This is a genomic window from Neisseria sp. P0020.S005 (genome assembly GCF_051957055.1).
In the GTDB taxonomy this organism is placed as follows: domain Bacteria; phylum Pseudomonadota; class Gammaproteobacteria; order Burkholderiales; family Neisseriaceae; genus Neisseria; species Neisseria subflava_A.
On the sequence record NZ_JBQCWV010000015.1, the window covers coordinates 1 to 26,992 of the forward strand.

Annotated in this window: 25 protein-coding genes, 2 tRNA genes and 2 pseudogenes; 13 read left to right on the forward strand and 16 right to left on the reverse strand. The window is 52.7% G+C overall.

Annotation, left to right across the window (positions count from 1 at the left end; genetic code table 11):
* From ACTHTU_RS10535 to glnE, 7 genes and pseudogenes are all read right to left on the reverse strand, one after another.
* Positions 1-3,649: pseudogene (locus ACTHTU_RS10535) on the reverse strand (hypothetical protein); the annotation flags it as partial.
* Between the two features lie 22 nt (positions 3,650-3,671).
* Positions 3,672-4,154, reverse strand: a complete 483-nt coding sequence (locus ACTHTU_RS10540; RefSeq protein WP_440362511.1) for a hypothetical protein — start codon at positions 4,152-4,154, stop codon at positions 3,672-3,674.
* 587 nt (positions 4,155-4,741) lie between these two features.
* Positions 4,742-4,817: transfer RNA gene (locus tag ACTHTU_RS10545), tRNA-Lys, on the reverse strand.
* 58 nt (positions 4,818-4,875) lie between these two features.
* Positions 4,876-5,955, reverse strand: coding sequence for an iron-sulfur cluster carrier protein ApbC (apbC, locus tag ACTHTU_RS10550; RefSeq protein ID WP_107723784.1), 1,080 nt, complete (start codon positions 5,953-5,955; stop codon positions 4,876-4,878).
* A 164-nt stretch (positions 5,956-6,119) separates the two neighbouring features.
* The gene (gene glyS, locus ACTHTU_RS10555) at positions 6,120-8,183 is read right to left on the reverse strand and encodes a glycine--tRNA ligase subunit beta (RefSeq protein ID WP_440362512.1); all 2,064 of its coding nucleotides are present in this window, start codon (positions 8,181-8,183) and stop codon (positions 6,120-6,122) included.
* Between the two features lie 167 nt (positions 8,184-8,350).
* A complete protein-coding gene (locus ACTHTU_RS10560; protein ID WP_440362513.1) occupies positions 8,351-9,445 on the reverse strand; it encodes an FAD-dependent oxidoreductase in 1,095 nt (364 codons plus the stop codon).
* A gap of 282 nt (positions 9,446-9,727) precedes the next feature.
* Positions 9,728-12,412, reverse strand: a complete 2,685-nt coding sequence (gene glnE / locus ACTHTU_RS10565) for a bifunctional [glutamate--ammonia ligase]-adenylyl-L-tyrosine phosphorylase/[glutamate--ammonia-ligase] adenylyltransferase (RefSeq protein ID WP_440362514.1) — start codon at positions 12,410-12,412, stop codon at positions 9,728-9,730.
* Between the two features lie 128 nt (positions 12,413-12,540).
* Here glnE and ACTHTU_RS10570 point away from each other — a divergent pair, with 128 nt between their 5' ends.
* The 3 genes from ACTHTU_RS10570 (at position 12,541) to coaD (ending at position 14,290) form a co-directional block, all read left to right on the forward strand.
* Complete coding sequence (locus tag ACTHTU_RS10570; protein ID WP_039861863.1) at positions 12,541-12,816, forward strand: oxidative damage protection protein; 276 nt, start codon at positions 12,541-12,543, stop codon at positions 12,814-12,816.
* A gap of 168 nt (positions 12,817-12,984) precedes the next feature.
* On the forward strand, positions 12,985-13,671 hold the full coding sequence (locus ACTHTU_RS10575; RefSeq protein ID WP_070459653.1) for a Bax inhibitor-1 family protein: 687 nt from the start codon (positions 12,985-12,987) through the stop codon (positions 13,669-13,671).
* Positions 13,672-13,777: 106 nt separating this feature from the next.
* Entirely contained in the window at positions 13,778-14,290 is a 513-nt protein-coding gene (gene coaD, locus ACTHTU_RS10580; protein WP_440362515.1) for a pantetheine-phosphate adenylyltransferase, read from the forward strand.
* A 47-nt stretch (positions 14,291-14,337) separates the two neighbouring features.
* Here coaD and ACTHTU_RS10585 read toward each other — a convergent pair whose 3' ends face one another.
* On the reverse strand, positions 14,338-14,916 hold the full coding sequence (locus ACTHTU_RS10585) for a hypothetical protein (protein WP_440362516.1): 579 nt from the start codon (positions 14,914-14,916) through the stop codon (positions 14,338-14,340).
* Positions 14,917-15,102: 186 nt separating this feature from the next.
* Between ACTHTU_RS10585 and ACTHTU_RS10590 the strand changes: the two genes are divergently transcribed.
* The 10 genes from ACTHTU_RS10590 to ACTHTU_RS10635 all read left to right on the forward strand — a co-directional run bounded on the left by ACTHTU_RS10590 (position 15,103) and on the right by ACTHTU_RS10635 (position 20,972).
* Positions 15,103-15,178: transfer RNA gene (locus tag ACTHTU_RS10590), tRNA-Phe, on the forward strand.
* Positions 15,179-15,217: 39 nt separating this feature from the next.
* Positions 15,218-15,385: a hypothetical protein gene (locus tag ACTHTU_RS10595; protein WP_440362517.1), complete on the forward strand. Its 168-nt coding sequence runs from the start codon at positions 15,218-15,220 to the stop codon at positions 15,383-15,385.
* A gap of 101 nt (positions 15,386-15,486) precedes the next feature.
* Entirely contained in the window at positions 15,487-16,395 is a 909-nt protein-coding gene (locus ACTHTU_RS10600) for a dialkylrecorsinol condensing enzyme (protein ID WP_440362518.1), read from the forward strand.
* Between the two features lie 34 nt (positions 16,396-16,429).
* The gene (locus ACTHTU_RS10605; protein ID WP_254324381.1) at positions 16,430-16,675 is read left to right on the forward strand and encodes a GNAT family N-acetyltransferase; all 246 of its coding nucleotides are present in this window, start codon (positions 16,430-16,432) and stop codon (positions 16,673-16,675) included.
* Positions 16,676-16,694: 19 nt separating this feature from the next.
* Entirely contained in the window at positions 16,695-17,861 is a 1,167-nt protein-coding gene (locus ACTHTU_RS10610; protein ID WP_440362519.1) for a beta-ketoacyl-ACP synthase III, read from the forward strand.
* Entirely contained in the window at positions 17,862-18,257 is a 396-nt protein-coding gene (locus ACTHTU_RS10615) for a hypothetical protein (protein ID WP_049332227.1), read from the forward strand. It begins immediately after the preceding gene.
* Between the two features lie 8 nt (positions 18,258-18,265).
* Positions 18,266-18,940: a glutathione S-transferase family protein gene (locus tag ACTHTU_RS10620; protein ID WP_440362520.1), complete on the forward strand. Its 675-nt coding sequence runs from the start codon at positions 18,266-18,268 to the stop codon at positions 18,938-18,940.
* Positions 18,941-19,069: 129 nt separating this feature from the next.
* Positions 19,070-19,777 (forward strand): tRNA (adenosine(37)-N6)-threonylcarbamoyltransferase complex dimerization subunit type 1 TsaB, encoded by a 708-nt coding sequence (tsaB, locus tag ACTHTU_RS10625; RefSeq protein WP_440362536.1) that lies wholly within the window; start codon positions 19,070-19,072, stop codon positions 19,775-19,777.
* Positions 19,774-20,217 carry a ribosomal protein S18-alanine N-acetyltransferase gene (gene rimI, locus ACTHTU_RS10630; RefSeq protein ID WP_440362521.1) on the forward strand — a complete coding sequence of 148 codons (444 nt, stop codon included), beginning with the start codon at positions 19,774-19,776 and terminating at the stop codon, positions 20,215-20,217. Before tsaB ends, rimI begins: the two co-directional genes overlap by 4 nt.
* Positions 20,211-20,972 (forward strand): uracil-DNA glycosylase family protein, encoded by a 762-nt coding sequence (locus tag ACTHTU_RS10635; RefSeq protein ID WP_440362522.1) that lies wholly within the window; start codon positions 20,211-20,213, stop codon positions 20,970-20,972. Before rimI ends, ACTHTU_RS10635 begins: the two co-directional genes overlap by 7 nt.
* Positions 20,973-21,043: 71 nt before the next feature.
* On the opposite strand, the gene ACTHTU_RS10640 is transcribed toward ACTHTU_RS10635, so the two are convergent.
* From ACTHTU_RS10640 to ACTHTU_RS10675, 8 genes and pseudogenes are all read right to left on the reverse strand, one after another.
* Positions 21,044-21,832, reverse strand: a complete 789-nt coding sequence (locus ACTHTU_RS10640; RefSeq protein WP_440362523.1) for a thiazole synthase — start codon at positions 21,830-21,832, stop codon at positions 21,044-21,046.
* 118 nt (positions 21,833-21,950) lie between these two features.
* Positions 21,951-22,145, reverse strand: coding sequence for a sulfur carrier protein ThiS (gene thiS, locus ACTHTU_RS10645; protein WP_315039499.1), 195 nt, complete (start codon positions 22,143-22,145; stop codon positions 21,951-21,953).
* Between the two features lie 42 nt (positions 22,146-22,187).
* Positions 22,188-22,805: a thiamine phosphate synthase gene (thiE, locus tag ACTHTU_RS10650; RefSeq protein WP_440362524.1), complete on the reverse strand. Its 618-nt coding sequence runs from the start codon at positions 22,803-22,805 to the stop codon at positions 22,188-22,190.
* Between the two features lie 114 nt (positions 22,806-22,919).
* Positions 22,920-23,378, reverse strand: coding sequence for a methyltransferase family protein (locus tag ACTHTU_RS10655; RefSeq protein ID WP_440362525.1), 459 nt, complete (start codon positions 23,376-23,378; stop codon positions 22,920-22,922).
* 51 nt (positions 23,379-23,429) lie between these two features.
* Positions 23,430-23,573: pseudogene (locus ACTHTU_RS10660) on the reverse strand (FAD-dependent oxidoreductase); the annotation flags it as partial.
* A 100-nt stretch (positions 23,574-23,673) separates the two neighbouring features.
* Complete coding sequence (gene mgtE, locus ACTHTU_RS10665) at positions 23,674-25,131, reverse strand: magnesium transporter (RefSeq protein WP_440362526.1); 1,458 nt, start codon at positions 25,129-25,131, stop codon at positions 23,674-23,676.
* Positions 25,132-25,363: 232 nt separating this feature from the next.
* Positions 25,364-25,456, reverse strand: a complete 93-nt coding sequence (locus ACTHTU_RS10670) for a methionine/alanine import family NSS transporter small subunit (RefSeq protein ID WP_036472778.1) — start codon at positions 25,454-25,456, stop codon at positions 25,364-25,366.
* Positions 25,456-26,991: a sodium-dependent transporter gene (locus ACTHTU_RS10675; RefSeq protein ID WP_440362527.1), complete on the reverse strand. Its 1,536-nt coding sequence runs from the start codon at positions 26,989-26,991 to the stop codon at positions 25,456-25,458. Before ACTHTU_RS10675 ends, ACTHTU_RS10670 begins: the two co-directional genes overlap by 1 nt.
* Position 26,992: the final 1 nt, after the last annotated feature.

The window sequence follows — 26,992 nt, forward strand, 5'->3', positions numbered from 1 at the left end:
AGTTGCCGTCTTCACCTTTAGTCAAGGTTGCTGTTTTCGGTGTGCCCGCTTCATCGGTGTAGCTCACTTCTACAGACTTGGTATCCGCATCTGCAGGAGGAGTCACTTCCACTGAGCCGTTGTCTTTTGCTTCAACAGTCGGTTTAGCCGGTGCAGTCGTGTCAGGAGCCGCAGCGTTATTGCCTGCGTTGGCTTTAACTGGGGTACTTTCGTTACCAGACGGATCTTTCGCCTGTGCAGTTACTTCAGAACCATCTTTCACTTTGTCTTGTGGAATAGTGGTGCTGTCTTTGCCTGCTTCAACGCTTGGCACTGTTTCAGGTTTGTCTGATGTCCAGCTGCCGTCTGCCTGTTTGGTCAAAGTCACTTTTTCTGGGGTGTCAGAGCCTTCAGGGGTTACTGTCACTTCTACAGTATCACCTGCTTGGGCATCGCCAGGAACTTTCACAGTCACTGAGCCATCAGTGGTAGATGGGGTCACTTCCGGTGCGCTTGGTGCAGTCGTGTCAGGATTATTACCTGCATTCGCTGTACCTTCTTCACCTGCATTACCCGTAGTGTCAGTCGCTTTCGCAGTCACTGGAGAGCCATCTTTCACTTTATCTGCTGTGATGGTTGCTTTGCCAGTCGCTGGGTCTACTGCAACATCTGGGTTGTTTGAAGTCCAGTTGCCATCTTCACCTTTGGTTAATGTAGCAGTTTTCGGTGTGCCTGTTTCATCGGTGTAGCCCACTTCTACAGACTTGGTATCCGCATCTGCCGGAGGAGTCACTTCTACTGAACCGTTGTCTTTTGCTTCAACAGTCGGTTTAGCCGGTGCAGTCGTATCAGGAGCCGCAGCGTTATTGCCTGCGTTGGCTTTAACTGGGGTGCTTTCGTTACCAGATGGATCTTTCGCCTGTGCAGTTACTTCAGAACCATCTTTCACTTTGTCTTGTGGAATCGTGGTGCTGTCTTTACCTGCTTCAACGCTTGGCACTGTTTCAGGTTTGTCTGATGTCCAGCTGCCGTCTGCCTGTTTGGTCAAGGTCACTTTTTCTGGGGTGTCAGAACCTTCAGGGGTGACTGTCACTTCTACAGTATCACCTGCTTGGGCATCGCCAGGTACTTTCACAGCCACTGAGCCATCGGTAGTTGATGGGGTCACTTCCGGTGCGCTTGGTGCAGTCGTGTCAGGATTATTACCTGCATTCGCTGTACCTTCTTCACCTGCATTACCTGCGTTGTCAGTCGCTTTCGCAGTCACTGGAGAACCATCTTTCACTTTATCTGCTGGGATGGTTGCTTTGCCAGTCGCTGGGTCTACTGCAACATCTGGGTTGTTTGAAGTCCAGTTGCCGTCTTCACCTTTAGTCAAGGTTGCTGTTTTCGGTGTACCTGCTTCATCGGTGTAGCTCACTTCTACAGACTTGGTATCCGCATCTGCAGGAGGAGTCACTTCCACTGAACCGTTGTCTTTCGCTTCAACAGTCGGTTTAGCCGGTGCAGTCGTATCAGGAGCCGCAGCGTTATTGCCTGCGTTGGCTTTAACTGGGGTGCTTTCGTTACCAGATGGATCTTTCGCCTGTGCAGTTACTTCAGAACCATCTTTCACTTTGTCTTGTGGAATAGTGGTGCTGTCTTTGCCTGCTTCAACGCTTGGCACTGTTTCAGGTTTGTCTGATGTCCAGCTGCCGTCTGCCTGTTTGGTCAAGGTCACTTTTTCTGGGGTGTCAGAACCTTCAGGGGTAACTGTCACTTCTACAGTATCACCTGCTTGGGCATCGCCAGGCACTTTCACGGTTACTGAGCCATCGGTAGTTGATGGGTTCACTTCCGGTGCGCTTGGTGCAGTCGTGTCAGGATTATTACCTGCATTCGCTCTACCTTCTTCACCTGCATTACCTGCGTTGTCAGTCGCTTTCGCAGTCACTGGAGAGCCATCTTTCACTTTATCTGCTGGGATGGTTGCTTTGCCGGTCGCTGGGTCTACTGCAACATCTGGGTTGTTTGAAGTCCAGTTGCCATCTTCACCTTTAGTCAAGGTTGCTGTTTTCGGTGTACCCGCTTCATCGGTGTAGCCCACTTCTACAGATTTGGTATCCGCATCTGCAGGAGGTGTCACTTCCACTGAACCGTTGTCTTTCGCTTCAACAGTCGGTTTAGCCGGTGCAGTCGTATCTGCTGTTGCTGGGTTGCTGCCCGCATTTACAGTACCTTCTTCACCTGCGTTACCTGCGTTGTCAGTCGCTTTCGCAGTCACTGGAGAGCCATCTTTCACTTTATCTGCTGGGATGGTTGCTTTGCCGGTCGCTGGGTCTACTGCAACATCTGGGTTGTTTGAAGTCCAGTTGCCGTCGTTACCTTTAGTCAAGGTTGCTGTTTTCGCTGTGCCCGCTTCATCTGTGTAGCCCACTTCTACAGACTTGGTATCCGCGTCTGCTGGAGGAGTCACTTCTACTGAGCCGTTGTCTTTTGCTTCAACAGTCGGTTTGGCCGGTGCAGTCGTGTCAGGATTATTACCTGCATTCGCTGTACCTTCTTCACCTGTGTTACCCGCAGTGTCCGTTGCTTTCGCAGTCACAGGAGAGCCATCTTTCACTTTATCTGCCGGGATGGTTGCTTTGCCAGTTGCTGGGTCTACTGCAACATCTGGGTTGTTTGAAGTCCAGTTGCCGTCTTCACCTTTAGTCAAGGTTGCTGTTTTCGGTGTGCCTGCTTCATCGGTATAGCTCACTTCTACAGACTTGGTATCTGCATCTGCTGGAGGAGTCACTTCCACTGAACCGTTGTCTTTCGCTTCAACAGTCGGTTTAGCCGGTGCAGTCGTATCTGCTGTTGCTGGGTTGCTGCCCGCATTTACAGTACCTTCTTCACCTGCATTACCTGCGTTGTCAGTCGCTTTCGCAGTCACTGGAGAGCCATCTTTCACTTTATCTGCTGGGATGGTTGCTTTGCCGGTCGCTGGGTCTACTGCAACATCTGGGTTGTTTGAAGTCCAGTTGCCATCTTCACCTTTAGTTAAGGTAGCAGTTTTCGGTGTACCCGCTTCATCGGTGTAGCTCACTTCTACAGACTTGGTATCCGCATCTGCAGGAGGTGTCACTTCTACTGAACCGTTGTCTTTCGCTTCAACAGTCGGTTTGGCCGGTGCAGTTGTGTCTGTGCCGCCAGATGCCTTTCCACTATCATTTGCAGCAGCAATAATGCCGCCTACTGCTACCACTCCAGCTGCAACCCACAGCCAATTAGGATTAAATGCCCAAAATGGTGTAGCTACGCTATTACCACCTAACGCCTGTGGAGAAAATACTTCTTCTGCCAATAAGGTAACTGCATCACTTTCAACACCGCTTTGCGGTACATAGGCATAGTATTGTCCGTTTTCTGCCTTACCCAAAAGTAATTCGGTATTGTTGCTCTCGTAATAGCCTTCCAGTACCAAATCGGATTCTTGATTAATGTCGGTGCCTTCAAATGCAATGTGAAGGTCGTTACCAATGCGTTTGGTATCGATAGTTTCAGGAGCGTACTGGGTATTGTCATCAACCAATTCGTAGTTCACATTTGGTTGAGCTTTGATGATGACTTTTTTATTTGCTGCATTCAATTTGACGGTTTCAACAGTTTCGTTGCCACTATTGATTTTTACGCTGATATTCTTTGACATGGATTTTCCCTTTTAAATTTGTTTAGTTGGCCGCGCAGGCTGTTTCGTTAATGCGTGAAATTGTGTGGGCTTGATGCTTGAGTTTCTTTAATGCTTCTTGTGCTGTTGCTGCATCAACCTCTTTGATTTGAGGCACTGAAACGTTTGTTGCATCAATTTGGTAATAATGTACCGATTGTTCTGTTAGATTTACGTTGAGTTTTGTTGTAGGTTTGGCTGCCACGTATTGGGCCTCCAAAGTTGCAGGCTTCGCGCAAATTTCTGTCTTTGCAAAACCACCTACTTGGAGAGATGATAGGTATTCACCATTAACTTTGATATTGACTGCGATTGGGTTTGCACCCGCATCGGCACGATAGAAGACCAAACCGGTTTGATTTACTTGCGGTTTAATTTGAGATGAGTGGTTGTCAAAGTTTGACCATCTGTTGTTACTTAATGTACAGGCAGACAGTACGGATACAGCTAAGGCTGCTGCAAGCGTCAGTTTTAAAAGTTGCATCATTTACATTCCTCGCAATTAAGCAATTAAATAGAATGGACATAAATCCACCCTCTGTTTTAGATATCATATGCAAATTACTTAACATAAAATTTCAGCTTTACTTTACCATAACCTTCAATCACGCAACTCGCATATACCATTATTATATCTACCATTTGTAATAAAAATAACATGCTTATAAAAACTTTATAAATAGTAACTTGGGTTTTATATTTAATCAGCATTTACAAAAAATTTCATTAGTAAACAAACTTTATTTCACACATTTAACTAATATATTAAAAAAAATATAATTATTTGAAATTTAATGTAATTTAAGAAAATCCAACTAACTGAGAAAAATAATTACCTTATTTATTATTAATATCTTTATAAAGATAATTAAGATTATATTGTAAAGAAACTTTTACAATAGACTTGAAATCTAAATATCCAATTTTCCAATATTTCTCTTAAAACAACAGCATAAAACTATAAACTATGATTTCCTGATAGCCTCATTACTGGCGAAACATCATCTAAAACCATCCCTTGCTTAAACTCCAAACGCAAAAAAACCTGCTTTTTTCAAAGCAGGTTTTCATATTTGGTGGGTCGTGAGCGATTCGAACGCTCGACCAACGGATTAAAAGTCCGCTGCTCTACCGACTGAGCTAACGACCCGATAAGCTGTGTATTATAGAGACGGGACTCACAGCTGTCAACACTTTTTTAAACTTTTTTATTCGACAACGATTTTCGGGAAGCGGCTGCTGAAGTCTTTGCCTTTATCGGCAATGGCCAGTGCAATTTGGAAGGCGGCTTCGGTGTAGATGTCGGCGATGGTTTGGTTGTTTTCAAACAAGGCCGAAGATGTGCCGCTGTCCATGGCTTCGCGTACAGGCAGGCTCAATGGAAGCTGGCCGAGCAGCGGTACATTCAAACGCTCTGCCAAGTTTTTGCCGCCTTCTGCGCCGAAGATTGCTTCGGCATGGCCGCAGTTGGTGCAAATATGGACAGACATGTTTTCCAAAACGCCCAAAATCGGAATATTGACTTTGTTGAACATATCCACGGCTTTGCGTGCATCAATCAGGGCGATGTCTTGCGGCGTGGTGACGACAACGGAGCCGGTCACGGGGATTTTTTGCGACAGGGTCAATTGGATATCGCCAGTACCGGGCGGCAGGTCAATGAAGAGATAATCTACATTGTCCCACTCGCTTTGGAACATAAGCTGTTGCAAGGCTTGGCTGACCATCGGGCCGCGCCAAACGACGGCTTGGTCGGTATCGACCAGAAAACCGATGGACATCACTTGAATGCCGCTTTCGGCTTCAACGGGAATAAGTTTTTTGTTTTGTTGATCGGGTTTGCGGTCTTGTACGCCGAGCATGGTGGGCTGGCTTGGGCCGTACAGGTCGGCATCGAGTACGCCGACACGCGCGCCCATTCTGGCCATTGCGGTGGCAAGGTTGGCAGTGGTCGTTGATTTGCCAACACCGCCTTTACCGGATGCAACGGCAATAATATTTTTCACGCCTTTGATGGTCGCCACGCCGGGTTGAACTTTATGCGTACCGATTTCGGTATCGATACTCAAGTGAATGTGGGTATCGCCGGTATGCGAAATGACGGCTTCTTGAACGGCGTTGGCAATGTCTGCGGCGATATGGGCAACTGGGAACGCGAATTTCAGGCCGATATGCAGGCCGTCTGAATGCTCTTCCAGAAGCGAAACGGCTTTTTCGCTGCCCAAAGTGCGTATTGTGGTGGGAATCAACACGGCATCGAGTGCGGTTCGGATGGCTGGGATATTCATAATCTGCCTCTTGAATGTGGGAAATTGTTTGATGTGCGCGATTTGCCTGCCTGACAAATCTGCTGAATTATACCCTTGAACACCATGCAAGGGATACGCCCGAAAAACTTCAGGCTGCCTGAAACATCGGGCAGCCTGAAAAAAGGGTCAACTGAAACGCGGCCTTATTCGCTCAAGAGCGCAATGTCGGCAACTGCGTTCATTTGTTCCGCCAAGCGGTTCAGCAGGTTCAAACGGTTTTGTTTCACGGCAGCATCTTCAGCCATTACCATCACGCCGTCGAAGAATGCGTCGACTTGCGGTTTGACGGAAGCCAGCTCGGACAAAGCAGTTTGGAAATTGCCTTCGGCAACGGCGACGGAGATTTTCGGCTGCAAACCTTGTGCGGCGGCATACAGGGCTTTTTCTTCGTCTTGTTGCAACAGGCTTTCGTTAACCGCGCCCAACTCGGCATCAGCTTTTTTCAGCAGGTTTTGCACGCGTTTGTTGGCTGCGGCCAGTGCGGCGGCTTCGGGCAGCTGTTTGAACGCGGCAACGGCCTGCAGTTTGGCCACTACGTCGTCCAGACGGCGCGGCTGTTTCGCCAATACTGCGGCAACGATGTCTTGCGGATAATCGTTTTGCAACAACACGGCCAAACGCGCCTGCATGAAGTCGGCGGTTTCAGACGGCGTTTTCTCGTTGAGCAAACCTTGCGGGAAGCTGTTGAAGGCCGTCTGAATCAGTTCGTTTACGTCCAAACCGTACTGCATCAGCATACGCAAAATACCCAATGCGGAGCGGCGCAGGGCATATGGGTCTTTGTCGCCAGTCGGAATCAGGCCAATACCCCAAATGCCGACCAAGGTTTCCAGTTTGTCGGCCAAAGCAACGGCGGTTGCCACTTTGCCGTTCGGCAGGTTGTCGCCGGCAAAACGCGGTTGGTAGTGCTGCTCGATGGCTTCGGCGATTTCTTCGGTTTCGCCGTCCAAGCGGGCATAGTATTTGCCCATGGTGCCTTGCAGTTCGGGGAACTCGCCGACCATTTCGGTTACCAAGTCGGCTTTGGCCAAACGTGCGGCGCGCTCGGCTGCGGCGGCATCCGCGCCCAATGCTTTGGCGATATGGGCGGCAATGCTTTGCAGACGTTCGATGCGCTCGGCTTGCGAACCGATTTTGTTGTGGTAAACCACGCTGGACAATTTCGGCAGGCGGCTTTCCAAAGTCGCTTTTTGGTCTTGTTTGTAGAAGAACTCGGCATCAGACAGGCGCGCGCGCAAAACGCGTTCGTTGCCTTGAATGATGTGCGATGGATCTTCGGTTTGCAGGTTGGATACCAGCAGGAAGCGGTTCATCAGTTTGCCGTTTTGATCGAGCAGCGGGAAATATTTTTGGTTTTGCTGCATGGTCAGAATCAGGCATTCTTGAGGCACGGCGAGGAAGTGTTCTTCAAAACCGGCTTCCAATACCACAGGCCATTCGACCAATGCGGTCACTTCGTCCAACAAGGCTTCATCGGCGGCAACGGTCGCGTTCAGACGGCCTGCCTGCTCGTTCAAGGCCGTCTGAATGGCGGCTTTGCGTTCGGCAAACGATGCTTCTACTTTGCCTTGCTCGCGCATTTGTACGGCGTAGCTGTCGGCGTTTTCGATGGCGATTTCGCCGCTGGAGAGGAAGCGGTGACCCAGTGTTTTGTTGCCGCTTTGCAGGCCCAAAACGCTGACGTTTACGATGTCGCCGCCGTGCAGCACGATCAGGCTGTGTACAGGGCGCACGAAGGTAAATGTGCTGCTGCCCCAACGCATGACTTTAGGAATCGGCAGTTTTTTCACTGCGGCATTGATGATGTCTTCCAAGAGCTCGCTCAGCGGTTTGCCGGTTTGGACGTATTCGTAGGCGTACACGTCTTGCTTGCCGTCGTTGATGACGGTCAGGTCTTCGATTTTCGCACCCGCACCACGCGCAAAACCTTCCAAAGCCTTAGTCGGCGCACCGTCTTTCATGGCATTTGCCACGGCCGGGCCTTTTTTCACGATTTTTTGATCGGCTTGAACGGCTTTCACGTTTTTGACTTGAACGGCCAAACGGCGCGGAGAAGCGTAGGCAGTATATTCGGCTGCGCCGTCAATCAGTTGCGCTTTTTCCAAGCCTTCGGCAACGGAAGCGGCAAAATGGTTGCCCAGATTATTGAGGGCTTTTGGCGGGAGTTCTTCAGTGAGAAGTTCGATTAAGAGGGTTTGGGTTGTCATGTGCTTATCGTTAAATAGGAAATTGGTTGGCGTCTGAATACGGCATCATGCGGTTTTCAGACGCAAGGTTAATTGAATTGACGGCGATTTTATCATTTTCAGACGGCCTGTGGCTGTCTTTCACAAACAATTTGCCCGATTTTCAAGCAACTTCGTCCGCAACGGCTTCAATTTGCGGCGCGGATATACGGCAAACCGCTGGTTTCGTCGTATTCGGGAATGTCACTTCCGGCAAACAGCGCACCGGCCAAACGCACGGCCGCGCCGGTAACGGCCGGGGAAATCATAAAGCCGTGGCGGAACAGACCGTTGACTTCAATCAGGCGGCGTTCGCGGTTGAAGCGGATTTCGGGGTTGTGGTGGTTTAAAGTCGGGCGCAGGCCGGTGGCCAGTTCCAAAAGGTTTGCCTCGCCAAATGCCGGATGCACGGCGTACAGCGCGGACAAAAGTTCCAAACCGGAACGCACGCTGGCCGGCGCTTGGCTTTCACTTTCAATTTGGGTCGCACCAATCACAAAAATATGGTTTTCCTTCGGCGCGATATACAAAGGATAGCGCGGATGCAGTAGGCGCACGGGGCGGGAAAGCTCGATTTCAGGAGCGTAAACGCGTGCCACTTCACCGCGAACGCCGCGCAAAACGCTTTCAGACGACCTGTTCCACGCGCTCTTTGCACCATAACCGCGGCAATCGATGACCCAATCGTATAGCGCCGCCAAATCTTCGACTTCGCGTTCGCACGACCAATGGCACACCACATTCATTGATTCCAAAGCATCGGCAAGCGCATTCAATACCTGCCGTCCGTCCAACTGCCCTTCTGTCGGCAGATACAGGCCGTCTGAAAACCGCCCTGCCAGTTGCGGCTCGTTTGCTGTGATTTCATCCGCGTTCCAACGTATGGTTTCATGTTCCGCCACGCCGCCGCGCTTCAAATGACGGGCAAACTCGGCGGAAAGCGGCTTGTCCTGCGTGTGCCAGACAATCAGGCTGCCGTTTTCCTGCATCATCACCGGCGTATTCAGACGGCCGACAATCGCGCGCCAAAGCGCAATGCTTTGTTTGCCCAAACGGATGACTTCGGGCGTTGCCTCCACCGCTTCGGCAGACGGCGCCAACATGGCCGCGGCAACATAAGCGGCGGCTTGCGCGCCGTTGCGTTCGCCTTTCTCAAACAACTCTACCGCCACGCCCTGCTCCGCCAATTGGAACGCCATCAGACGGCCCGACAGACCGCCACCGAGTACCGCAACCTTAGACATCAGTTTCTCCTTGTTTTTAATATATAAATAAGCGGCATATTTTAAAACTTGTTTTGCTGTATCACAATATCGACAGAAAATTAAGAACAGTTTTTGCAGATCATGCTCAAGCTGAATCAGTAATACGTAAACAAAAAGCTTCCCTCTATACCCGGCAGTTAACCGCTTCAAGCTGCCAATCGTTTTTTATAAAAATATCTTTCTTACATAAAACCTACTATTTGAAGTGAGCGTGTTGCGACGGCAAATCAAATTATGTTGACGCTGAATACGCCCGCCTACTTATCCGAACTTCACTTCTGCTCCGAATACTTCCTGCCATAGTTTTCGCACATTGCCGTAATGGGTCAGCAATTCGTCCGTCACTTCGGTTTTTTTGGCATCGCGCAGTTTGGTGTTGTGTTGCTGCTGGCGGTAGAAGCGGTAGGCAATGCGGCTTTGTTCGGCGAGGGTTTTGTCGATGAGGCCGCAGTCGGCGGCGATGTTCAACAGGGCGATGTTGCCGTAGTTGTCCAAGAGTTGCGGATCTTGGCGGGCATGGGCAAGGATGAGGTATTGGACGATAAATTCGACGTCGACCACGCCGCCGCGCGCGTATTTGACGTTGCTGTCAACCGGCGGATGGGTGGGGAACATTTTTTCGCGCATTTCGATGATTTCGCCTGCCAAGGCGGTTTGGTCGCGCTCGGCGGTGAGGATTTCGGTGCGGATGCGGTCGAAGGCCGTCTGAATTTCGGGTGTGCCGCAGATAAAGCGGGCGCGGGTGAGGGATTGGTGTTCCCACGTCCATGCGTTTTCGCGCTGATATTTTTCGAAGGCGGCGATGCTGTGGGCGAGGAAGCCGGCGTCGCCGTTGGGGCGCAGGCGCAGGTCGGTTTCGTAGAGGCTGCCTGCGCCGGTGGCGGCGGAAAGCCAGTTGGTCAGGCGGCGGGCGAGGCGGCTGTACACGTCGCCTGCGTCGGGGTGGGGGTCGTCGTAGAGGTAGACGAGGTCGAGGTCGGAGGCGTAGCCGAGTTCTTTGCCGCCGAGTTTGCCGTAGCCGACGACGGCGAATTGCGGGGTGTCGCGGTGTTTTTTGGGCATGTCCGCCCACGCGCATGGCAGGGCGGCGGCGAGGATGGTGTCGGCGAGGGCGGAAAGTTGGTCGGAGAGGGATTCTACCGTCCACAGTCCGGCGAGGTCTTGGACGGCGAGGCGGAAGACTTGGGCGTGCTGGAAGCGGCGCAGGGTGTCCATTTGCGCTTCGGTGTCGCCGCCGCAGGCTTTGAGGTCGTCTGAAAGGGCGGCGGCGAGGGCTTGCCAGTCAAACGCGGTATCCAAAAGCTGCGCGCTGATGAGTTCGTCCAGCAGAATCGGATATTTGCTCAGATACGCCGCCACCCATGAGCTTTGGCTCATAATCTGCGCCAGTTGCGCCAAGGTTTGCGGATGTTCGTTGAGGAAGGCGAGATAGGCAGAGCGGCGGCTGATGTTTTCGAGGAAGTCAAACAGCCGCATTAATGTATCGGTCGGATTGGCTTGCTCGGCTGCCGCCTGTACGAACAGCGGCACAATGGCGTCGAAACGCGGCTGGGCGTGGGCGGAAAGGTGGCGGTATTTATGACCGTGCCGGATTTGGTCGAGCCTTGCGGCGATGGTTTCGGCATTGAACCCGTGTTCTTTCAGACGACCTTGCCGCTCTTCTTCGTCAGGCTTTTCCTGCCATGCCCATTGCCATTCGCTGTTGTCCTGTGTTTGCTCTTCGGGTTCGCTCAAAATTTCGTTGAACAACTGATTGACCTTGTTCCGATGAACGTTGAGGTCGTCTGAAAAGGCGGTGTAGCTGTCGAAACCCATGCTTTCGGCGAGCAGTTGCTGCTGTTCGGGCGAGGCGGGCAGGGTTTGGGTTTGCTGGTCGTCCCAGTATTGCAGGCGGTGTTCGACGTCGCGCAGGAAGCGGTAGGCGGCAAGCAGGGTTTCGACGTTTTCAGACGGCATGATGCCCAATTCGGCAAGTTTCATCAGCGTTTCCTGCGTGCCTTTCAGTTGTAGCGTGCGCATTTGCCCGCCGCGTATCATCTGGAAAATCTGGGCGATAAATTCGACTTCGCGGATGCCGCCTGCGCCGAGTTTGATGTTGTCCGCCATGCCTTTTTTGCTGACTTCGCTGCGGATTTGGCGGTGTAGGTTCCGCATTGCTTCATACGCGCTGTAATCCAGATATTTTCGGAACACGAAGGGGCGCACCAGCGATTTGATGTCGTTCGGATACGGCGTAACCACGCGGCCTTTGCACCATGCGTAGCGTTCCCATTCGCGCCCCTGCGTAATCAGGTATTGCTCCAGCGCGGTTTCGCTCAATACCAGCGCGCCCGAATCGCCGTCCGGCCGCAGCCGCATATCGACGCGGAACACCTGCCCGTCGGCGGTAATGTCGTTCAGCAGCGCAATCAGTTTCTGCCCGACTTTGGTGAAAAATTCCTGATTGCCCCGTTCGCGCCTGCCGTCGGTGTCGCCCGATTCGGGATAGACGAAAATCAAATCGATGTCGGAAGACACGTTCAACTCATAGCCGCCCGCCTTGCCCATCGCCACCACGCTCAAATGCTGCGGCGATTTGGTATAACGCCCGATCGGCGTGCCGTACATGTCCCGATAATAGGCGTAGGCGAAATCCAGCGCGGTATTGACGGCAAAATCGGCAAACAACGTAATCGTGCGGGTAACTTCGTTCAAATCGCTGATGCGGTTGATATCGCGCACGATAATCTGCGACACCACATAACGGCGTAACTTGCGCAACTGCCGCGCTAATTCCTCCTCATTTTCTTCCGCGCGGATTTTGTCCCAATCGGCAAAAGCTTGAAAATCAGCTTCGGTCAACACCTTGTCCAGCATGGGCAGGAAGATTTCGGGCTTGAGTTTGCCGGAATCAAGGTTGCGGGCGAGAAAAAGGGAATAACGGCGGGCAGTATCGAGGCGGTTCATAATCTTTGCCTGAATAAACAGAAAAGACCATCATAGCAAGGTTTCAGGCCGTCTGAAACCCACGCTTTCCCCTATCCGTGCAATCGGCTAAAATACCAACCTTTGCAACCCATCATAAGGAAACCGCCATGACCCGTATGGTTCACTGCGTCAAACTCGGCAAAGAAGCCGAAGGCATGAAATTTCCGCCGCTGCCCAACGAACTGGGCAAACGCATTTTTGAAAACGTTTCCCAAGAAGCATGGACGGCTTGGACCCGTCACCAAACCATGCTGATCAACGAAAACCGCCTCAGCCTTGCCGACCCTCGCGCGCGCGAATACCTCGCCCAGCAGATGGAACAATACTTCTTCGGCGACGGCGCAGACGCCGTACAAGGCTATGTTCCGCAAGAGCCTAAATAAGCATTGAAAAGCTAAGGCCGTCTGAAACCCGATTTTCAGACGGCCTTTAAAATTCCCGATTGCCCCGCATATTAGGTTAGGCAAATAGAACAGATAAATCATAGAAACCCATGATTCTCTGTTAAAATCCAAATTTCATTCATTTCAATCCACACTGGAGCAAACGCCATGCAAAACGACGTTTACGACTATACCTCGCAAGGCTCGGTTGCCAAAAACACCGTCCTGCAAAAAACCTACCGCCTACTCGGCCTGTCTTTCATTCCTGCCATTGCCGGCGCGTTCTTTTCCGTCAAAACAGGCTTTAACATTTTCTCCATATTTAGTTCGTATTGGATTGCCCTGGCCGCCTTCTTTGGCTTCTTCTACGGCATGATCTTCCTGATTGAAAAAAACCGTTACAGCAACGTCGGCGTAGCCCTGTTGATGATCTTCACTTTCGGCATGGGTGTTACCATTAGCCCTATGCTGCAATACGCCCTGGCGATTAACAACGGTGCACAAATCGTCGGTACGGCTGCCGCCATGACTGCTGGCATATTCTTCACCATGTCCGCCATGGCACGCCGCACCACAATGAACATGAACAAACTCGGCAGCTTCCTCGGTACCGGTGCGATCGTGCTCATGATTGCCGTTGTAGCCAACATCTTCCTCAACATCCCTGCCCTGAGCCTGACCATCGCGGCCGGCTTCGTTGTCTTCAGTTCCCTGATGATTATGTGGCAGGTGCGTACCGTTATCGACGGCGGCGAAGACAGCCACATCAGCGCGGCGCTGACCATCTTCATCTCTATCTACAACATTTTCAGCGAACTCTTAAGAATCCTCATCGCTCTCAGCGGTGACGACTGATAAAGCCGCAAAGGCCGTCTGAAATTTTAGACGGCCTTTTTGATTTTTGACATCACCGGCAAACTCCCCTATCCTGAACGTACACAAACCCTATTCACAACCCAAAATGACCACGATCACTCCGCGCCGTGCCGTGTACGCAGGCAGCTTCGACCCTCCCACCCTCGGCCACCTGTGGATGATACAGGAAGCCCAATCCCTCTTTGACGAACTCATCGTCGCCATCGGCACTAATCCCGAAAAGCGCAGCACCTACACCATAGAAGAACGCCGCGCCATGCTCGATGCCATTACCCACCCCTTCCCCAACGTCCGCATCAGCGTGTTTGAAAACCGCTTTTTAGTCGATTACGCCCGCGAAGCCAACGCCAATTTCATCGTCCGCGGCATCCGTTCCGCCGCCGACTACGAATACGAACGCTCGATGCGCTACATCAACAGCGACATCGCCCCCGAAATCTCTACCGTCTTCCTAATGCCGCCGCGCGAAATAGCCGAAGTGTCCTCCACCATGGTCAAAGGCTTGGTCGGCCCACAAGGCTGGCGCGACATGATAGGCCGCTACCTCCCCGACCCCGTCTATCAAAAAATCCTGCAAGACCACGAAACAAACACATAAAACAAAGGCCGTCCGAACATTTCAGACGGCCTTCTAATTTTCGTTGATTATTTACGGGCAGACGTCAACGCCTGCAGGTTTTGATTCAACGTTTCCATGTCCAACCAACCGGCGGCAATAAACAGCATCAAAATCACCGTACCCACGCACAGCACGCCGATACCATACAACACATAACCCACCAAAACACGGCCTACCGTCGCATTCCCCATCCACATCAAACCGCGTACCTGCACCACAAACACCCAAGCCTGCCACAACAGCGCAAACACAGCCAACGCCGGCACATACAACACCAGCAACAGCGGCAGCAGCAAAGCCTCAGACACCAAAATAAAGCCCCACAAAGGCAGCCGGGGCGCACCGTAATAATGCAGCACCTTGCGCATCGAGCGGCTCAACACCAACCATTTCACAATCACCAAAATCACCGACAGGCACACCGCCGCCGCGCCACTGCCAAACAAAGGCGACATGCTGGCCGCGTTCACCACACCCAACAGTAGCAGCACCGCCGCCATCACCAAAGGCGAATACAAATACGTCTCCGGCGAACGATAGCGCAAACGCAAAACATCCCACATATCACGAACAAACACATACAGCATGGCATAAATCCAAAGCAAAAAGCCGATTGTATCTTAGGCCGTCCGAAAATCAAACCGGTAAACCTAAAAACCGCCAATTAAAACGAAAAAATAATTCAATACAAAACAAAATCTTAATTTACCGCCTCAAAAATAAAGCCTGCAAACGCTTGCACAAGACAACGAAATTTGGTTTAATTCACATCTCGCAACGAAATACGCGAAGGCCAGATAGCTCAGTTGGTAGAGCAACGGATTGAAAATCCGTGTGTCGGCGGTTCGATTCCGCCTCTGGCCACCACCAACCGCATTGAAGCGGTTATTTTTTTATCTATACAATTTGCACGCATGCTTTAAGCGCAAATCCCGTTCCAGACCATGCGTCCCGATTTCCACACAAGGCCGTCTGAAAAATTTCAGACGGCCGTTGTTCATGTTGGCATGGCATAAAAATCCGCTTCACCGCCCCATTCCGACAGAATACGGCGCTTCCACCCAAATCGGCTGAAACCTTCGCGAACATACTGAAATGAATAAAGTTCAAGGCAGGTCGGTTTACTATATAATACCGTCCAAACCAACCATAACTTACTCATTGCAGGGAAGATAATGAAAAAAGTGCTGATTGTGCATTACTCGCAAACGGGGCAGCTCTCCAGCCTGGCGCGAAATTTTGCCGCGCCGTTGCAAACAGCCGGCATACAGGTCGATTGCGTCAATATCGTACCGGAGCAGGCATTTCCGTTTCCGTGGCCGTTTTGGCGTTTTTTCGATACCTTTCCTGAAACCGTCCATTTAAAACCCGCCCCGATTCTGCCGCCGCAAATTCCATCCGAAGATTACGATATGGTGGTCATTGCCTACACCGTTTGGTTCCTCTCTCCTTCGCAACCGATTACCGCCTTTTTGCAACGCGAAGAAACGCGCCGCCTGCTGGACGGCAAACCGGTCATCACGCTTATTGGCTGCCGCAATATGTGGCTGGGCGCGCAGGAAAAAATGAAATCTTTGCTGAAACAAAACGGCGCCAAACTCATCGGCAACATCGTAAAAATCGATGCCTGCAACAGCGCGGCAAGTTTCATAACCACGCCCGCATGGATGCTGACCGGCGACAAGCGCTATTTCCGCTCCCTGCCCTCTGCCGGCATTGCTGAAGAAGAATTGGCGGATGCGGCGCGGTTTGGTACGAAATTGCGCGATACACTGTTAAACCAACAGCCGTTGGACGAAACCCTGTTTCAAAACATGGGTGCAGTGACAGTCAATGAAAAACTGATTTTCAGCGAACGCGCCGCCGGCCGCAGCTTCTTCGTCTGGGGCAAGCTTTTGATGGCTGCAAGCCGTATTTCTCCGCTTTTGCGCCGTGCGCTGCTGTGCTTCTACATCGTCTTTTTATTGGCGATGATTTTGGTAGTTTTACCCATCAGTGTAATTTTGAAAAAACTGCTGCATCCGCTGCTCAAAGGCCGTCTGAAAAAGCTGGCGGATTATTATGAACAACCGTCAGGCAGATAATCTGTTTCAGACGGCCTCAAACCAGGAATCCATCATGCCCAAAGTTATCCACTACCCCGAACGCCGTCGCTTTCAAATCGACATTGACGGTTTGGAAGCAGGCTATATCAGCTATACCGAACATAACGGCGGCTGGGACGTAAACCATACCGTGGTCTCGCCCAACTTCCGTCATCGCGGCATTGCCAAACTACTGGTGAGCGCGCTGATGGAATACGCCGAAACACACCACATCCCGTTGACTGCAAGCTGCGACTACGCGGCGCGGTTTATCGGTTGATTATTTTGACAACCACATCATGACATCGAATAACACACTCAAAGACGTTTATCTCAACCGCGTTTCTGCCTTCTTGCCCAATGCCCCTGTCGGCAATGACGAAATGGAAGCCGTCCTCGGCATGGCAGGCGATGTGCCGTCACGCGTGCGCCGTATGATTTTGCGTTCCAACGGCATTTTGTCGCGCCATTACGCCATCGATCCCGAAAGCCGCCGCACGACGCACACCAATGCCGAATTGGCCGCCGAAGCGGTCAACGGCCTGTTTGCCCAAGGCGTTCCTGCAGAAGCCATCGGCAGCCTAGCCTGCGCCACTTCCTACCCCGACCAAACCATGCCCGGACACGGTGTGATGGTGCATGGTTTGCTGGATATGCCGCCTTGCGAAGTGTTCAGCATGGCAGGCGTATGCGCGGCAGGTATGGCGGCAATGAAACACGCCTACAACGCCGTGCGCACCGGCGAACACGCATATGCGGTTTCCGTTGCTTCCGAAAACGCCTCGGCGGTCATGCGCGGCGAAGTGTTCCAAAGTGAAACCGACCATAAAAAACTGGAAAACGCTTCCCCCGAAATCGGGTTTGAAAAAGACTTTTTGCGCTGGATGCTGTCTGACGGCGCAGGCGCAGTGTATCTGTCCGACCGCCCCAATTCAGACGGCCTCAGCCTGAAAATCCATTGGATAGACCTGCTTTCCTACGCCAACGAAATGCCGCCCTGCATGTATGCCGGCGCAGAATTCCGCGACGGCGTATTTGAAGGCTGGAAACACGCCGATGCCGATTACGGCCGCCGCCACAGCCTGATGGCGGTCAAGCAGGACGTCAAACTGCTGAACGAAAACATCGTCCGCTATACGGTGGAAAAACCCCTCTCCCAAATCGCCGCCAAACACGGCATCCGCGCCGAAGAAATCGATTGGTTCCTGCCCCACTACTCTTCCGGCTTCTTCCGCGACCGCCTTTCAGACGGCCTGAAAAACATCGGCTTCGACATTCCGCAGGAAAAATGGTTTACCAATCTGCACAGCAAGGGCAACACGGGTTCGGCCTCGATTTACATCATCCTTGAAGAATTTCTGCGCACCTTTCCCATCGAACACGGCCAAAAAATCCTGTGTTACGTTCCGGAAAGCGGACGCTTTTCAACATGTTTCATGCTTTTGGAAGCAGTAAAGGCCGTCTGAATGAAAATTGACGACATTCCTCAAGACAACAGCGCCAGCTACCACGGCCACCGCAAAGTCATCTACGGCACCCGCGACGGCCACTACGAAGCGGCCACCAGCAACGGTTGGCAGGATGAAGCCTACGCCACCGAAATGGCGGTATGCGAACTCGATGCCCAAACGCAGGCCGCACGCGAAGCTGTCGAAAAAGGCGAATATTCGCCGCTGTACTACCATATGTTCCGCTGCCGTTATGATGAAACCGGCTTGGCCATGGCGGCAGGCGTATGGAAATGGCAGCTTCGTCGGCATTTCCGTCCCGAAGTGTTCGCCAAACTACCGGCCAAAACCCTGCAAAAATACGCCGATGCCTGCCAAATCAGCATAGACGGCCTCAAACAAACTGATATTTAAAGCCCCTCATGATTACCCTGCATTCGCTCGACCAATCCCGCGCCCTGCGCATTGTTTGGCTGCTTGAAATCCTCGGTACGCCTTACCGCCTACAAACCTACCACCGTCATCCCGACACTTTGCTCGCCCCTGACGAACTCAAAGCCATCCATCCCTTAGGCAAATCGCCTTTATTGGATGATGATGGCTTTATCTTGGCGGAAAGCGGCGCGATTACCGACTATCTGATTCAAACCTACGGCAACGGCCGTCTGATGCCCGAACGCGGCAGCCGCGAATACTGGCAATATCAACGCTGGCTGCATTATGCCGAAGGTTCGCTGATGCCGTTATTGCTGCTCGGACTGGTGTTCCGCCGGATTGAAAGCGCGCCCATGCCGTTTTTCGTCAAACCGATTGCCCGCAAAATCAGCGGCAGCGTCAAAAGCAGCTTTATCCATCCGCAAGCCGCGCTGCATCTTTCCCATATCAACAACGAGTTGGAAAACCGTGAATGGTTGGTCGGCAACAGCCTCAGCGGTGCCGACATCATGATGAGCTATCCGCTGCAAGCCGCGGCCGACCGCTTCGATTTTTCCGACTACCCCAATATCCGCGCTTATTTACAACGCATCGAAGCGCATGAAGCCTACCGCCGCGCCGTTGAAAAAGCAGGTTCGCCTTTATTGAAACTCGACAAATAAAACAAGGCCGTCTGAAACGTTTTCAGACGGCCTGAAACCTTGGTTCACTTATCAAATAGCTTCGCGGCAAACGGCGTTTTTACCCAAGCGCCGCCCGAATGCTTTGTTCCCCCTCGCCGTTCCACTATAATGGCAACCCATATCCTTCTAAAAAATAACACCATGCCAACCGACAACCGCCCGACTCTTGCCATCGACACCAGCACATCCTTTTTGTCCATCGCATTGGAACATCAAGGCGAAGTCCACCTGTTTCACGAAAACGTCGGTACCAAGCAATCCGAACAAATCCTGCCACAAATCGAACTTCTCTTCAAAGAAGCAGGCATCACGGCTGCCGATTTGGGCTGCATCGTTTATGCACAAGGTCCCGGCGCATTTACCGGCCTGCGTATCGGCGCAGCGGTTGCACAAGGTTTGGCCACGCCGTTTGACACGCCCATGATCGGTATTCCCTGCCTCGATGCCGCCGCTTCATTGCTGCCACCATCCAGCTGCGTACTGGCGGCCACCGATGCGCGCATGGGAGAAGTGTTCTACGCATGGTTTGATACGCAAAACCACGTCCGTTTGAGTGATTACACGGTTGGCAAAGCCGCCTCTATTACCGCACCCGAAGGCAAAACGCCCACCGGCGGCATCGGCAATGCCTTTGCCCTCGCCGACAAACCGCCTTTTGACGGTCAAGCCGATATGCCGACCGCCGCCGACTATCTCAAACTTGCCCGCAGCGGCCGCTATCTTGCTACTGACGCGGCGCACGCCGAGCTACTCTACGTCCGCAACAAAATTGCCCTGACCGCGCAAGAGCAAGCCCAACAAAAGGCCAAACCGTGAACCTGCGCCCAGCCTTACTTGCCGACTGCCCCACCCTTGCCGCCATCGACGCACAAGGCAATCCTTCGTCGTGGACGGCGCAGCAGTTTGAATCGGCGGTTCAACACCATCCCGACAGCGTTTGGCTCAGCCAGACCGACCACCAAATTACCGGCTTTATCGTGTGGCAAACCGTGTTTGACGAATCCGAGCTGCACCTGATTGCCGTCGCGCCCGAATACCGCCGCCAAGGCATTGCGTCCGCCCTGCTACAACACTGGCAAAACGCAGTGCAACAGCAAGGCACAATCCGATTGCTACTCGAAGTCCGCGCAAGCAATGAAACTGCACAACAGCTCTACCGCAAACACGGCTTCCAAACCTGCGGCCGCCGCAAAAACTACTATGCCCTGCCCGACGGTGGCAGCGAAGATGCCGTATTGATGGAGAAATCATGTTAAGCAGCCGCTACCTGCACCTGCACGAAGCCTTGGGTTTGGGCCCGATGTGGCTGAACCAAAACGCCAAAATCATCCATGCCGCGCCTCAAGCAGCAGCCGCGCCCGTCCGCCCCAAAACCATTGCCGCCGATACCGCGCAAGCCGTGCGCACTTTATCCGCAAGCGCCCATCAGGCACGCACTGCCGCCATTGCCACTGCGCAAACGGCCAAACCTGCTGTCCGCGTTCCTGAAGCTGCACCCAAAGCCATTGTCGAAACACCGGCAAAAACAGAAAAAGCCGCACATTCAGACAATCTGCCCCGTCTTGACGTAAACATCAGGCCGTCTGAAATCATGGTGGTCAGCATTTGCCCGTCCACCGAAGACAGCCTGCACGGTACGCTGTTTAGCGGCGACGTCGGCACGCTTCTCGACAACATCCTCGCCGCCATCGGCCTCAAGCCCGAGCAGGCGCATAAAACCGCATGGGTCAAAACCGCGCCCGTATTCACCGCCCTGCCCGATGCCGAACACATCCGCTCCGAGCTTGCCGAAATGCAAAACGAGCTGACCACTTCGCAAGCGCGCGCAGTATTGTTCCTCGGCAAAATCTTCGACAGCCCCGACATGATCGGGCTGATGAACGAATTGTGCACAGAGCGACCGCATTTCGTCATTCCCCACCCCGCCCGCCTGCTGATGCAGCCTCAACTCAAAGCGCAGGCATGGCAAATCTTAAAGCCATTGAAACAGCTTTTGACCAAGGCCGTCTGAACATTCTGTTCGACCTGAAATCAGGTTTTCCACCAACAAAAAAGGGCGTGTTCGACACGCCCTGACGTTTATCAATATTCCGCCGAATGCCAGAAAGGCTGGCCCACCGTCGGCGTACTGGCGCGCGCTTTCTCACGCGCCTCAACAGGTTCCGCCTCATAAGCCAGACGGCCCGACTCGACCGTAAGCGCAAAAGCGCGGGCCATATTGACCGGATCGCCGCTGCGGGAAACGGCAGTATTCAGCAACACGCCGTCAAAGCCCCATTCCATCACTTGCGCCGCCTGCGAAGGCAAACCCAAACCGGCATCGATAATCAACGGCGTGTCGGGCAGACGTTCGCGCAGGACTTTCAGCGCATAAGCATGAACCGCGCCCAAACCCGTGCCAATCGGCGCCGCCCACGGCATCAACGCCTGACAGCCTGCGTCGAGCAGTCGGCGACAGGCAATCAGGTCTTCAGTACAATAAGGCAGCACCTTAAAACCATCTTTAATCAGGATTTCCGCCGCTTCGATGAGCTGGAACACATCCGGCTGCAAGGTGTCATCATCGCCGATAAGTTCGAGCTTGATCCAATCGGTATCAAACACTTCGCGCGCCATTTGCGCAGTGGTCACAGCTTCCTGCACGCTTTGACAGCCTGCGGTATTGGGCAACACAGGCACGCCCATTTCTTCCAACAACGACCAAAAGCCCTGCCCGTGCGCTTCGCCGCCACTGCCAGCACGGCGCAACGAAACGGTAATCATCGCCGGTTGCGCGATTTGGACAGACTGCTTGAGGATTTCCGGCGTCGGATAAGCAGCCGTACCAAGCAGCAGCCTTGAAGGGAAAGTTTCTCCGTATAGGGTAAACATGATGGATTCCTTTGTAATATTTTTTAGATTTTAAGCATAAGGCAATCGGGCAATCCTGCCCGATATTCAAACAGGCAAAAGTCGGGCGCAAATACCCGACCTGTTGATTGCAAACTGCTTATCCGCCGACTACGGGGCGCACGATGTCCACTTTATCGTTTTCATTCAACAGCGTTTCCGCATACGCGCCTTTGGAGACAAACTGGGTATTGACGGCAACGGCAAACGGCTTTTGCGGCGCGGTTTGGGCGATAAGGTCGGCGATAGTTGTGCCGTTTAATGTGATGGCTTCATTGTTTAATATAATCTTCATGATGTTTGCTCCTCTTATCGGGCTTCTTATTTTCAGACGGCCTTATTCATTCCACAAAGCCTGAAACGCTTTAACTACCGCTTCGGGATTTTCCGCTTCGGTCACGGCGCGGACGACGGCGAGCGAGGAAACGCCGGTGGCAAGCACATCTTCGGCATTGTTCAAGTCGATGCCGCCGATGGCGACGACGGGCGTGCCGCGTGCCTGTCTGACGTATTCGCGCAGTTTGTCCAAACCTTGCGGGGCGGTCGGCATTTGTTTGGTCGTGGTCGGAAAAATTGCGCCGCTGGCGACATAGCTGGGATGTACGGACAGGGCGCGGTCGAGTTCGGCAACAGAGTGCGTACTCAAGCCCAAGCGTAAACCGGCGGCTTCAATCGCGGCGAGGTCGGCGGTGTCCATATCTTCCTGCCCGAGATGTACACCGTATGCACCTGCGGCAATCGCTTCGCGCCAGTGGTCGTTGATGAAAAGCTGGGTCGCGCTGTTTTGACAGGCTGCGACGCAACGTTCGATTTCGCGTTTCAACTCGTCGCCATGCAAGGTTTTACAACGCAGTTGCACCGTGTCGGCACCTGCTTTGACCATGCGCTCCACCCAATCGGCGGTGGGAACGACGGCGTAGAATTTGAGCGGGGATTTTAGGGGCGGGAAGGTCATGGGGTGTCCTTTTTCATTTCTTACGGAGCAATAAAGGTTGTCTAAAAACATCGAGTATTCGCATTCATGCCGTAGAGCAGAAGAGGGGCGATACTTGATGGGAAGCTCCCGCTTTTATAACCAACGGCGGACGCGTCTGCAGTAAGACTCGTACTCTGCGCCGAATTTCTGCTCCAAAACGCGTTCTTCGGGCATTATTTGAAAGCGTGTCATATAGGCAACAAATGCAGCCAAAAACAACCACGGCAGCGGGTGCGCCAAATAGCCCGCCCATGCGACCAGCCAGCAGCCCAGACCCGCATACATCGGGTTGCGGCTGAAACGGTACACGCCGTCTGAAACGAAGTGTTCGGTTTGTTCGGGGTTTAGCGGGCTGACGGTCGTGCGCACACGGCGAAACGCCCACACACCTAATACGCTCAACAGAGTCCCAAACACCATGAAAACAACCGACAGCAATATAGGAAAGCGCGGCAATATATCGGCTAACGCCGACACTTGGGTAGAGATGTACATCAACAACGCACAAATAAAACATATCGCCGGCGGCGGAATTTTGGTTTCTAAATTCATATTGTTACCTTTATAAAACTGATAGCGCGACGTTTTCAGACGAACTAAAGCTTATTTTATTCCAATATACGCCAAACCGCTTTCTTCATCACGTTCGGGCGCGTCTTTTCCGTCAAACAGTGCCACTGCCAATCTGACGGCGGCGGTTACGGCGGGGGAAATCATGAAGCCGTGGCGGAAAAGGCCGAAAATCTGTGTTTAGGTTTCGGCTGTTGGGGGGAAAGGCTTTTTTGCAAAGGTCTCGGCCTTTTAAACGGTTTGAAAAAGGACGTGTCGAACACGTCCTTTTTTCCTATTACAACAGGAATATGGTTGCCAATCCCAAGAAAATCAGGAAGCCGCCGGAGTCGGTGACCGCGGTAATCAGCACCGAGCTGCCCAATGCCGGGTCGCGTCCGGCTTTGTCCATCATAACGGGGATGAGGACACCGACGGTCGCGGCAAGCAAAAGGTTCAAAGTCATCGCGGCCACCATGACCAAACCGATGCCGATGTTGCCGTAGAGCAGCCATGAAATCACGCCCATTACTGTACCCCAAATAATGCCGTTGACGAGGGCGACGCCGACTTCTTTTTTCAGCAGGCGGCCTGCCTGCGTGCTGGTCATTTGTCCCATCGCCATGGCGCGGACGATCATGGTGATGGTTTGGTTGCCGGAGTTGCCGCCGATGCCGGCGACGATGGGCATCAACGCTGCCAGTGCGACGATTTTCTCGATACTGCCTTCAAATGCGCCAATTACGCGGCTGGCGATAAAGGCGGTACACAGGTTGATGGCGAGCCACATCCAGCGGTTTTTCACCGAGTCTAAAATCGGGGCAAACAAGTCCTCTTCTTCTTGCAAACCGGCCATGTTCAACATGTCGGCTTCGGATTCTTCACGGATCACGTCCACCATTTCGTCAATGGTGATCCTGCCGATCAACTTTTTGTTTTCATCGACAACCGGCGCGGTTACCAAGTCATAACGTTCAAACGCCTGCGCCGCTTCTTCCACGTCGTCTTCGGGACGGAAGCGCACGACATCGGTGGCCATCACGTCTGCCACCATGTCTTCGGGATCGGCGACCAAGAGTTTGCGGATGGGCAGTACGCCTTGCAACACGTCGTTTTCATCGACCACGAAAATCTTGTCGGTATGGTCGGGCAGGCTGTCGAAACGGCGCAAGTAGCGTAACACGACCTCACACGTCACATCGGCGCGGATGCTGACCAATTCAAAGTCCATAATCGCACCGACTTGGTTGTCTTCGTAAGACATCGCCGCTTTGACCTGCTCGCGCTCTTCTTCATCACGTGTTTGCAGCGCTTCGTACACCACTTGGTGCGGCAAGTCGTCTGCCAGTTCTGCCAATTCGTCTGCGTCCAAATCATCGACAGCGGCCAACAGCTCGTCTTTGTCCATGGACTCGATCAGCATTTCGCGTACGGAGTCGGATACTTCCAGCAAGACTTCGCCGTCGTCTTCCGGGGCAACCAAAAGCCAAACGATGTTACGCTCGCGCGGCGGCAGGGATTCCAAGACGGCGGCCACGTCGGCAGGGTGCAACTCGGCCAAGAGGACGGTCAGTTCGGTAAACTTGTCGCGCAGGCTTTCGTCTTCAATCGGCACGCCTGCTTCGATTTGTTCAAAGGACGGCTCGAGGATTTCGCATAAGGCGTGGATGCGGTCGATATCGTCAGAAATGCGGTCTTCTACCACATCATTGTCGGGGGTATTGTCGAGATTCGGAGGGGTTTGTTCGATGCTCATAAATGCTCCGCCCGCCGGACGCGAGAAGGCATTTCGGCGGGATGATTATTGTTGTTGTGTATCAGATGGGAAGTTCAAAGGCGAACTGGGAAGGTCCATAATTCGAGCCTGCTGAGAGGCGCAGAGTTGTAAATGGTCCATATTCTACTCTTTTTTAGGCCGTTTTACCATTTTTAACGGGAAAGGCCGTCTGAAATTTAAGTTTCAGACGGCCTTTTCATTTGCTCAAACCTTATTCTTTAGGCAGGCGCAGGACGGAGACGATGAATCCGCCCCAAATGACGATCAATGCGACAAGCATCATAATAATGGCTGAAGTACTCATTATTCGTCTCCTTCACGTTCGTGTTCATGTTCGTCTTTGACGTTGAAGTTCTGACCATGTTTCCACGGCAAGAAAGAAAGCAGGACGGACAATACCAAGAGAGTGCCTACCATACCCCAACCGAAGATATTGAGGAAGCTGTCAGGATAGCCGCTGTAATTCTCTTTTAAGAGGCCGGCAGTATCCTGATAAAGCATATAGCCGAGCATGGCGACGGTAACCACCACGCTGGCAGTCCACACTTTGCCGACACGGATGGAAGACAACGCGTTCAAGTGGTTGCGCAGTTCCGGCAGTTTGCGCAACAAAACAATCGCCAAAACGTAAACAAAACCGGAAGCCACAATGCCGTAGGTATTGATGAATTTGTCCAACACGTCCAACACAGGCAGGCCGGTGGTCGTACCGAACAGCAAGGTGGAAATAATCGCCATGGGAACGCCTGCAATCAACGTCGCGCTGACACGGCCGATGTTCATTTTGTCTTGAATCGCAGCCACAATCACTTCAACGATGGAAATCATGGAAGTGACACCGGCAAACACCAGAGAGCCGAAGAACAACACGCCGATCAACGCACCCATAGGGGCTTGGTTAATGATGGTCGGGAACGCGATAAACGCCAAGCCGATACCGTTGGATGCCACTTCGCTGACTTCTTTGCCTGCGGTTTGAGCCATAAAGCCCAATGCAGCAAATACGCCGATACCGGCGAGCAACTCGAAGCTGCTGTTGGCAAAGCCGACAACCAAGCCTGTGCCGCCCAAGTCGGTTTTTTTCTTCAGGTAAGAAGAATAAGTAATCATGATGCCGAAGCAGATGGAGAGCGAGAAGAAAATCTGGCCATATGCGGCTACCCAGACTTTCGGATCCGCCAAACGGCTCCAGTCAGGCGTAAACAAAGCGTTCAAACCTTTTGCCGCACCCGGCAGAGTCAGCGCAATGCCCACCATGATGACGAACATCACCACCAACAAAGGCATGAAGAATGTAGATGAACCGGCCACGCCTTTTTGTACGCCCAAAGCCATAATCGCCAGCGTAAACACCCACACGGCAATCAGCGGACCGGCAACTTTGCCGACAAAATCCAAGCCCAAGTCTTTGGCATCGGCCATTTGCAGGAAGTCTTTGAAGAAGAATGCCTGCGGATCCGCACCCCATGCCGAAGTCAAAGAATAATAGGCATAGCTTGCCGCCCAGCCGACAATCACGGCGTAGTAGATACAGATGATGACGTTGGTCAGGAAGTTCCACCAACCCATCGGCTCAAACAAACGGCCGAGGCGGCGGAAAGCCAAAGGTGGCGAACCGCGGTAACGGTGGCCGATGGCGTAGTCGAGCAGCAACAGCGGAATACCTGCCGTCAACAGCGCAACCAAGTAAGGGAGGACGAAAGCACCTCCGCCGTTGTCGAAAGCGATGTAAGGGAATCGCCAAATGTTGCCTAAGCCCACGGCCGAGCCGATGGCAGCAAACATAAAGGCGCGGCGACTGCTAAACGTCGCGCGTTCGCTGGATTGAGAATTTGACACG

What these genes read in the sequence shown, in the direction of transcription:
- coaD (WP_440362515.1), top strand. Translation starts at nt 13,778, where the DNA reads ATGACCACGATCACTCCGCGCCGTGCCGTGTACGCAGGCAGCTTCGAC.
- ACTHTU_RS10600 (WP_440362518.1), top strand. Translation starts at nt 15,487, where the DNA reads ATGAAAAAAGTGCTGATTGTGCATTACTCGCAAACGGGGCAGCTCTCC.
- thiE (WP_440362524.1), bottom strand. Translation starts at nt 22,805, where the DNA reads ATGACCTTCCCGCCCCTAAAATCCCCGCTCAAATTCTACGCCGTCGTT.
- ACTHTU_RS10610 (WP_440362519.1), top strand. Translation starts at nt 16,695, where the DNA reads ATGACATCGAATAACACACTCAAAGACGTTTATCTCAACCGCGTTTCT.
- ACTHTU_RS10655 (WP_440362525.1), bottom strand. Translation starts at nt 23,378, where the DNA reads ATGAATTTAGAAACCAAAATTCCGCCGCCGGCGATATGTTTTATTTGT.
- glnE (WP_440362514.1), bottom strand. Translation starts at nt 12,412, where the DNA reads ATGAACCGCCTCGATACTGCCCGCCGTTATTCCCTTTTTCTCGCCCGC.
- ACTHTU_RS10570 (WP_039861863.1), top strand. Translation starts at nt 12,541, where the DNA reads ATGACCCGTATGGTTCACTGCGTCAAACTCGGCAAAGAAGCCGAAGGC.
- glyS (WP_440362512.1), bottom strand. Translation starts at nt 8,183, where the DNA reads ATGACAACCCAAACCCTCTTAATCGAACTTCTCACTGAAGAACTCCCG.
- ACTHTU_RS10540 (WP_440362511.1), bottom strand. Translation starts at nt 4,154, where the DNA reads ATGATGCAACTTTTAAAACTGACGCTTGCAGCAGCCTTAGCTGTATCC.
- apbC (WP_107723784.1), bottom strand. Translation starts at nt 5,955, where the DNA reads ATGAATATCCCAGCCATCCGAACCGCACTCGATGCCGTGTTGATTCCC.
- mgtE (WP_440362526.1), bottom strand. Translation starts at nt 25,131, where the DNA reads ATGAGCATCGAACAAACCCCTCCGAATCTCGACAATACCCCCGACAAT.
- ACTHTU_RS10615 (WP_049332227.1), top strand. Translation starts at nt 17,862, where the DNA reads ATGAAAATTGACGACATTCCTCAAGACAACAGCGCCAGCTACCACGGC.
- ACTHTU_RS10605 (WP_254324381.1), top strand. Translation starts at nt 16,430, where the DNA reads ATGCCCAAAGTTATCCACTACCCCGAACGCCGTCGCTTTCAAATCGAC.
- ACTHTU_RS10560 (WP_440362513.1), bottom strand. Translation starts at nt 9,445, where the DNA reads ATGTCTAAGGTTGCGGTACTCGGTGGCGGTCTGTCGGGCCGTCTGATG.
- ACTHTU_RS10620 (WP_440362520.1), top strand. Translation starts at nt 18,266, where the DNA reads ATGATTACCCTGCATTCGCTCGACCAATCCCGCGCCCTGCGCATTGTT.
- ACTHTU_RS10640 (WP_440362523.1), bottom strand. Translation starts at nt 21,832, where the DNA reads ATGTTTACCCTATACGGAGAAACTTTCCCTTCAAGGCTGCTGCTTGGT.
- thiS (WP_315039499.1), bottom strand. Translation starts at nt 22,145, where the DNA reads ATGAAGATTATATTAAACAATGAAGCCATCACATTAAACGGCACAACT.
- ACTHTU_RS10670 (WP_036472778.1), bottom strand. Translation starts at nt 25,456, where the DNA reads ATGAGTACTTCAGCCATTATTATGATGCTTGTCGCATTGATCGTCATT.
- ACTHTU_RS10635 (WP_440362522.1), top strand. Translation starts at nt 20,211, where the DNA reads ATGTTAAGCAGCCGCTACCTGCACCTGCACGAAGCCTTGGGTTTGGGC.
- ACTHTU_RS10575 (WP_070459653.1), top strand. Translation starts at nt 12,985, where the DNA reads ATGCAAAACGACGTTTACGACTATACCTCGCAAGGCTCGGTTGCCAAA.
- tsaB (WP_440362536.1), top strand. Translation starts at nt 19,070, where the DNA reads ATGGCAACCCATATCCTTCTAAAAAATAACACCATGCCAACCGACAAC.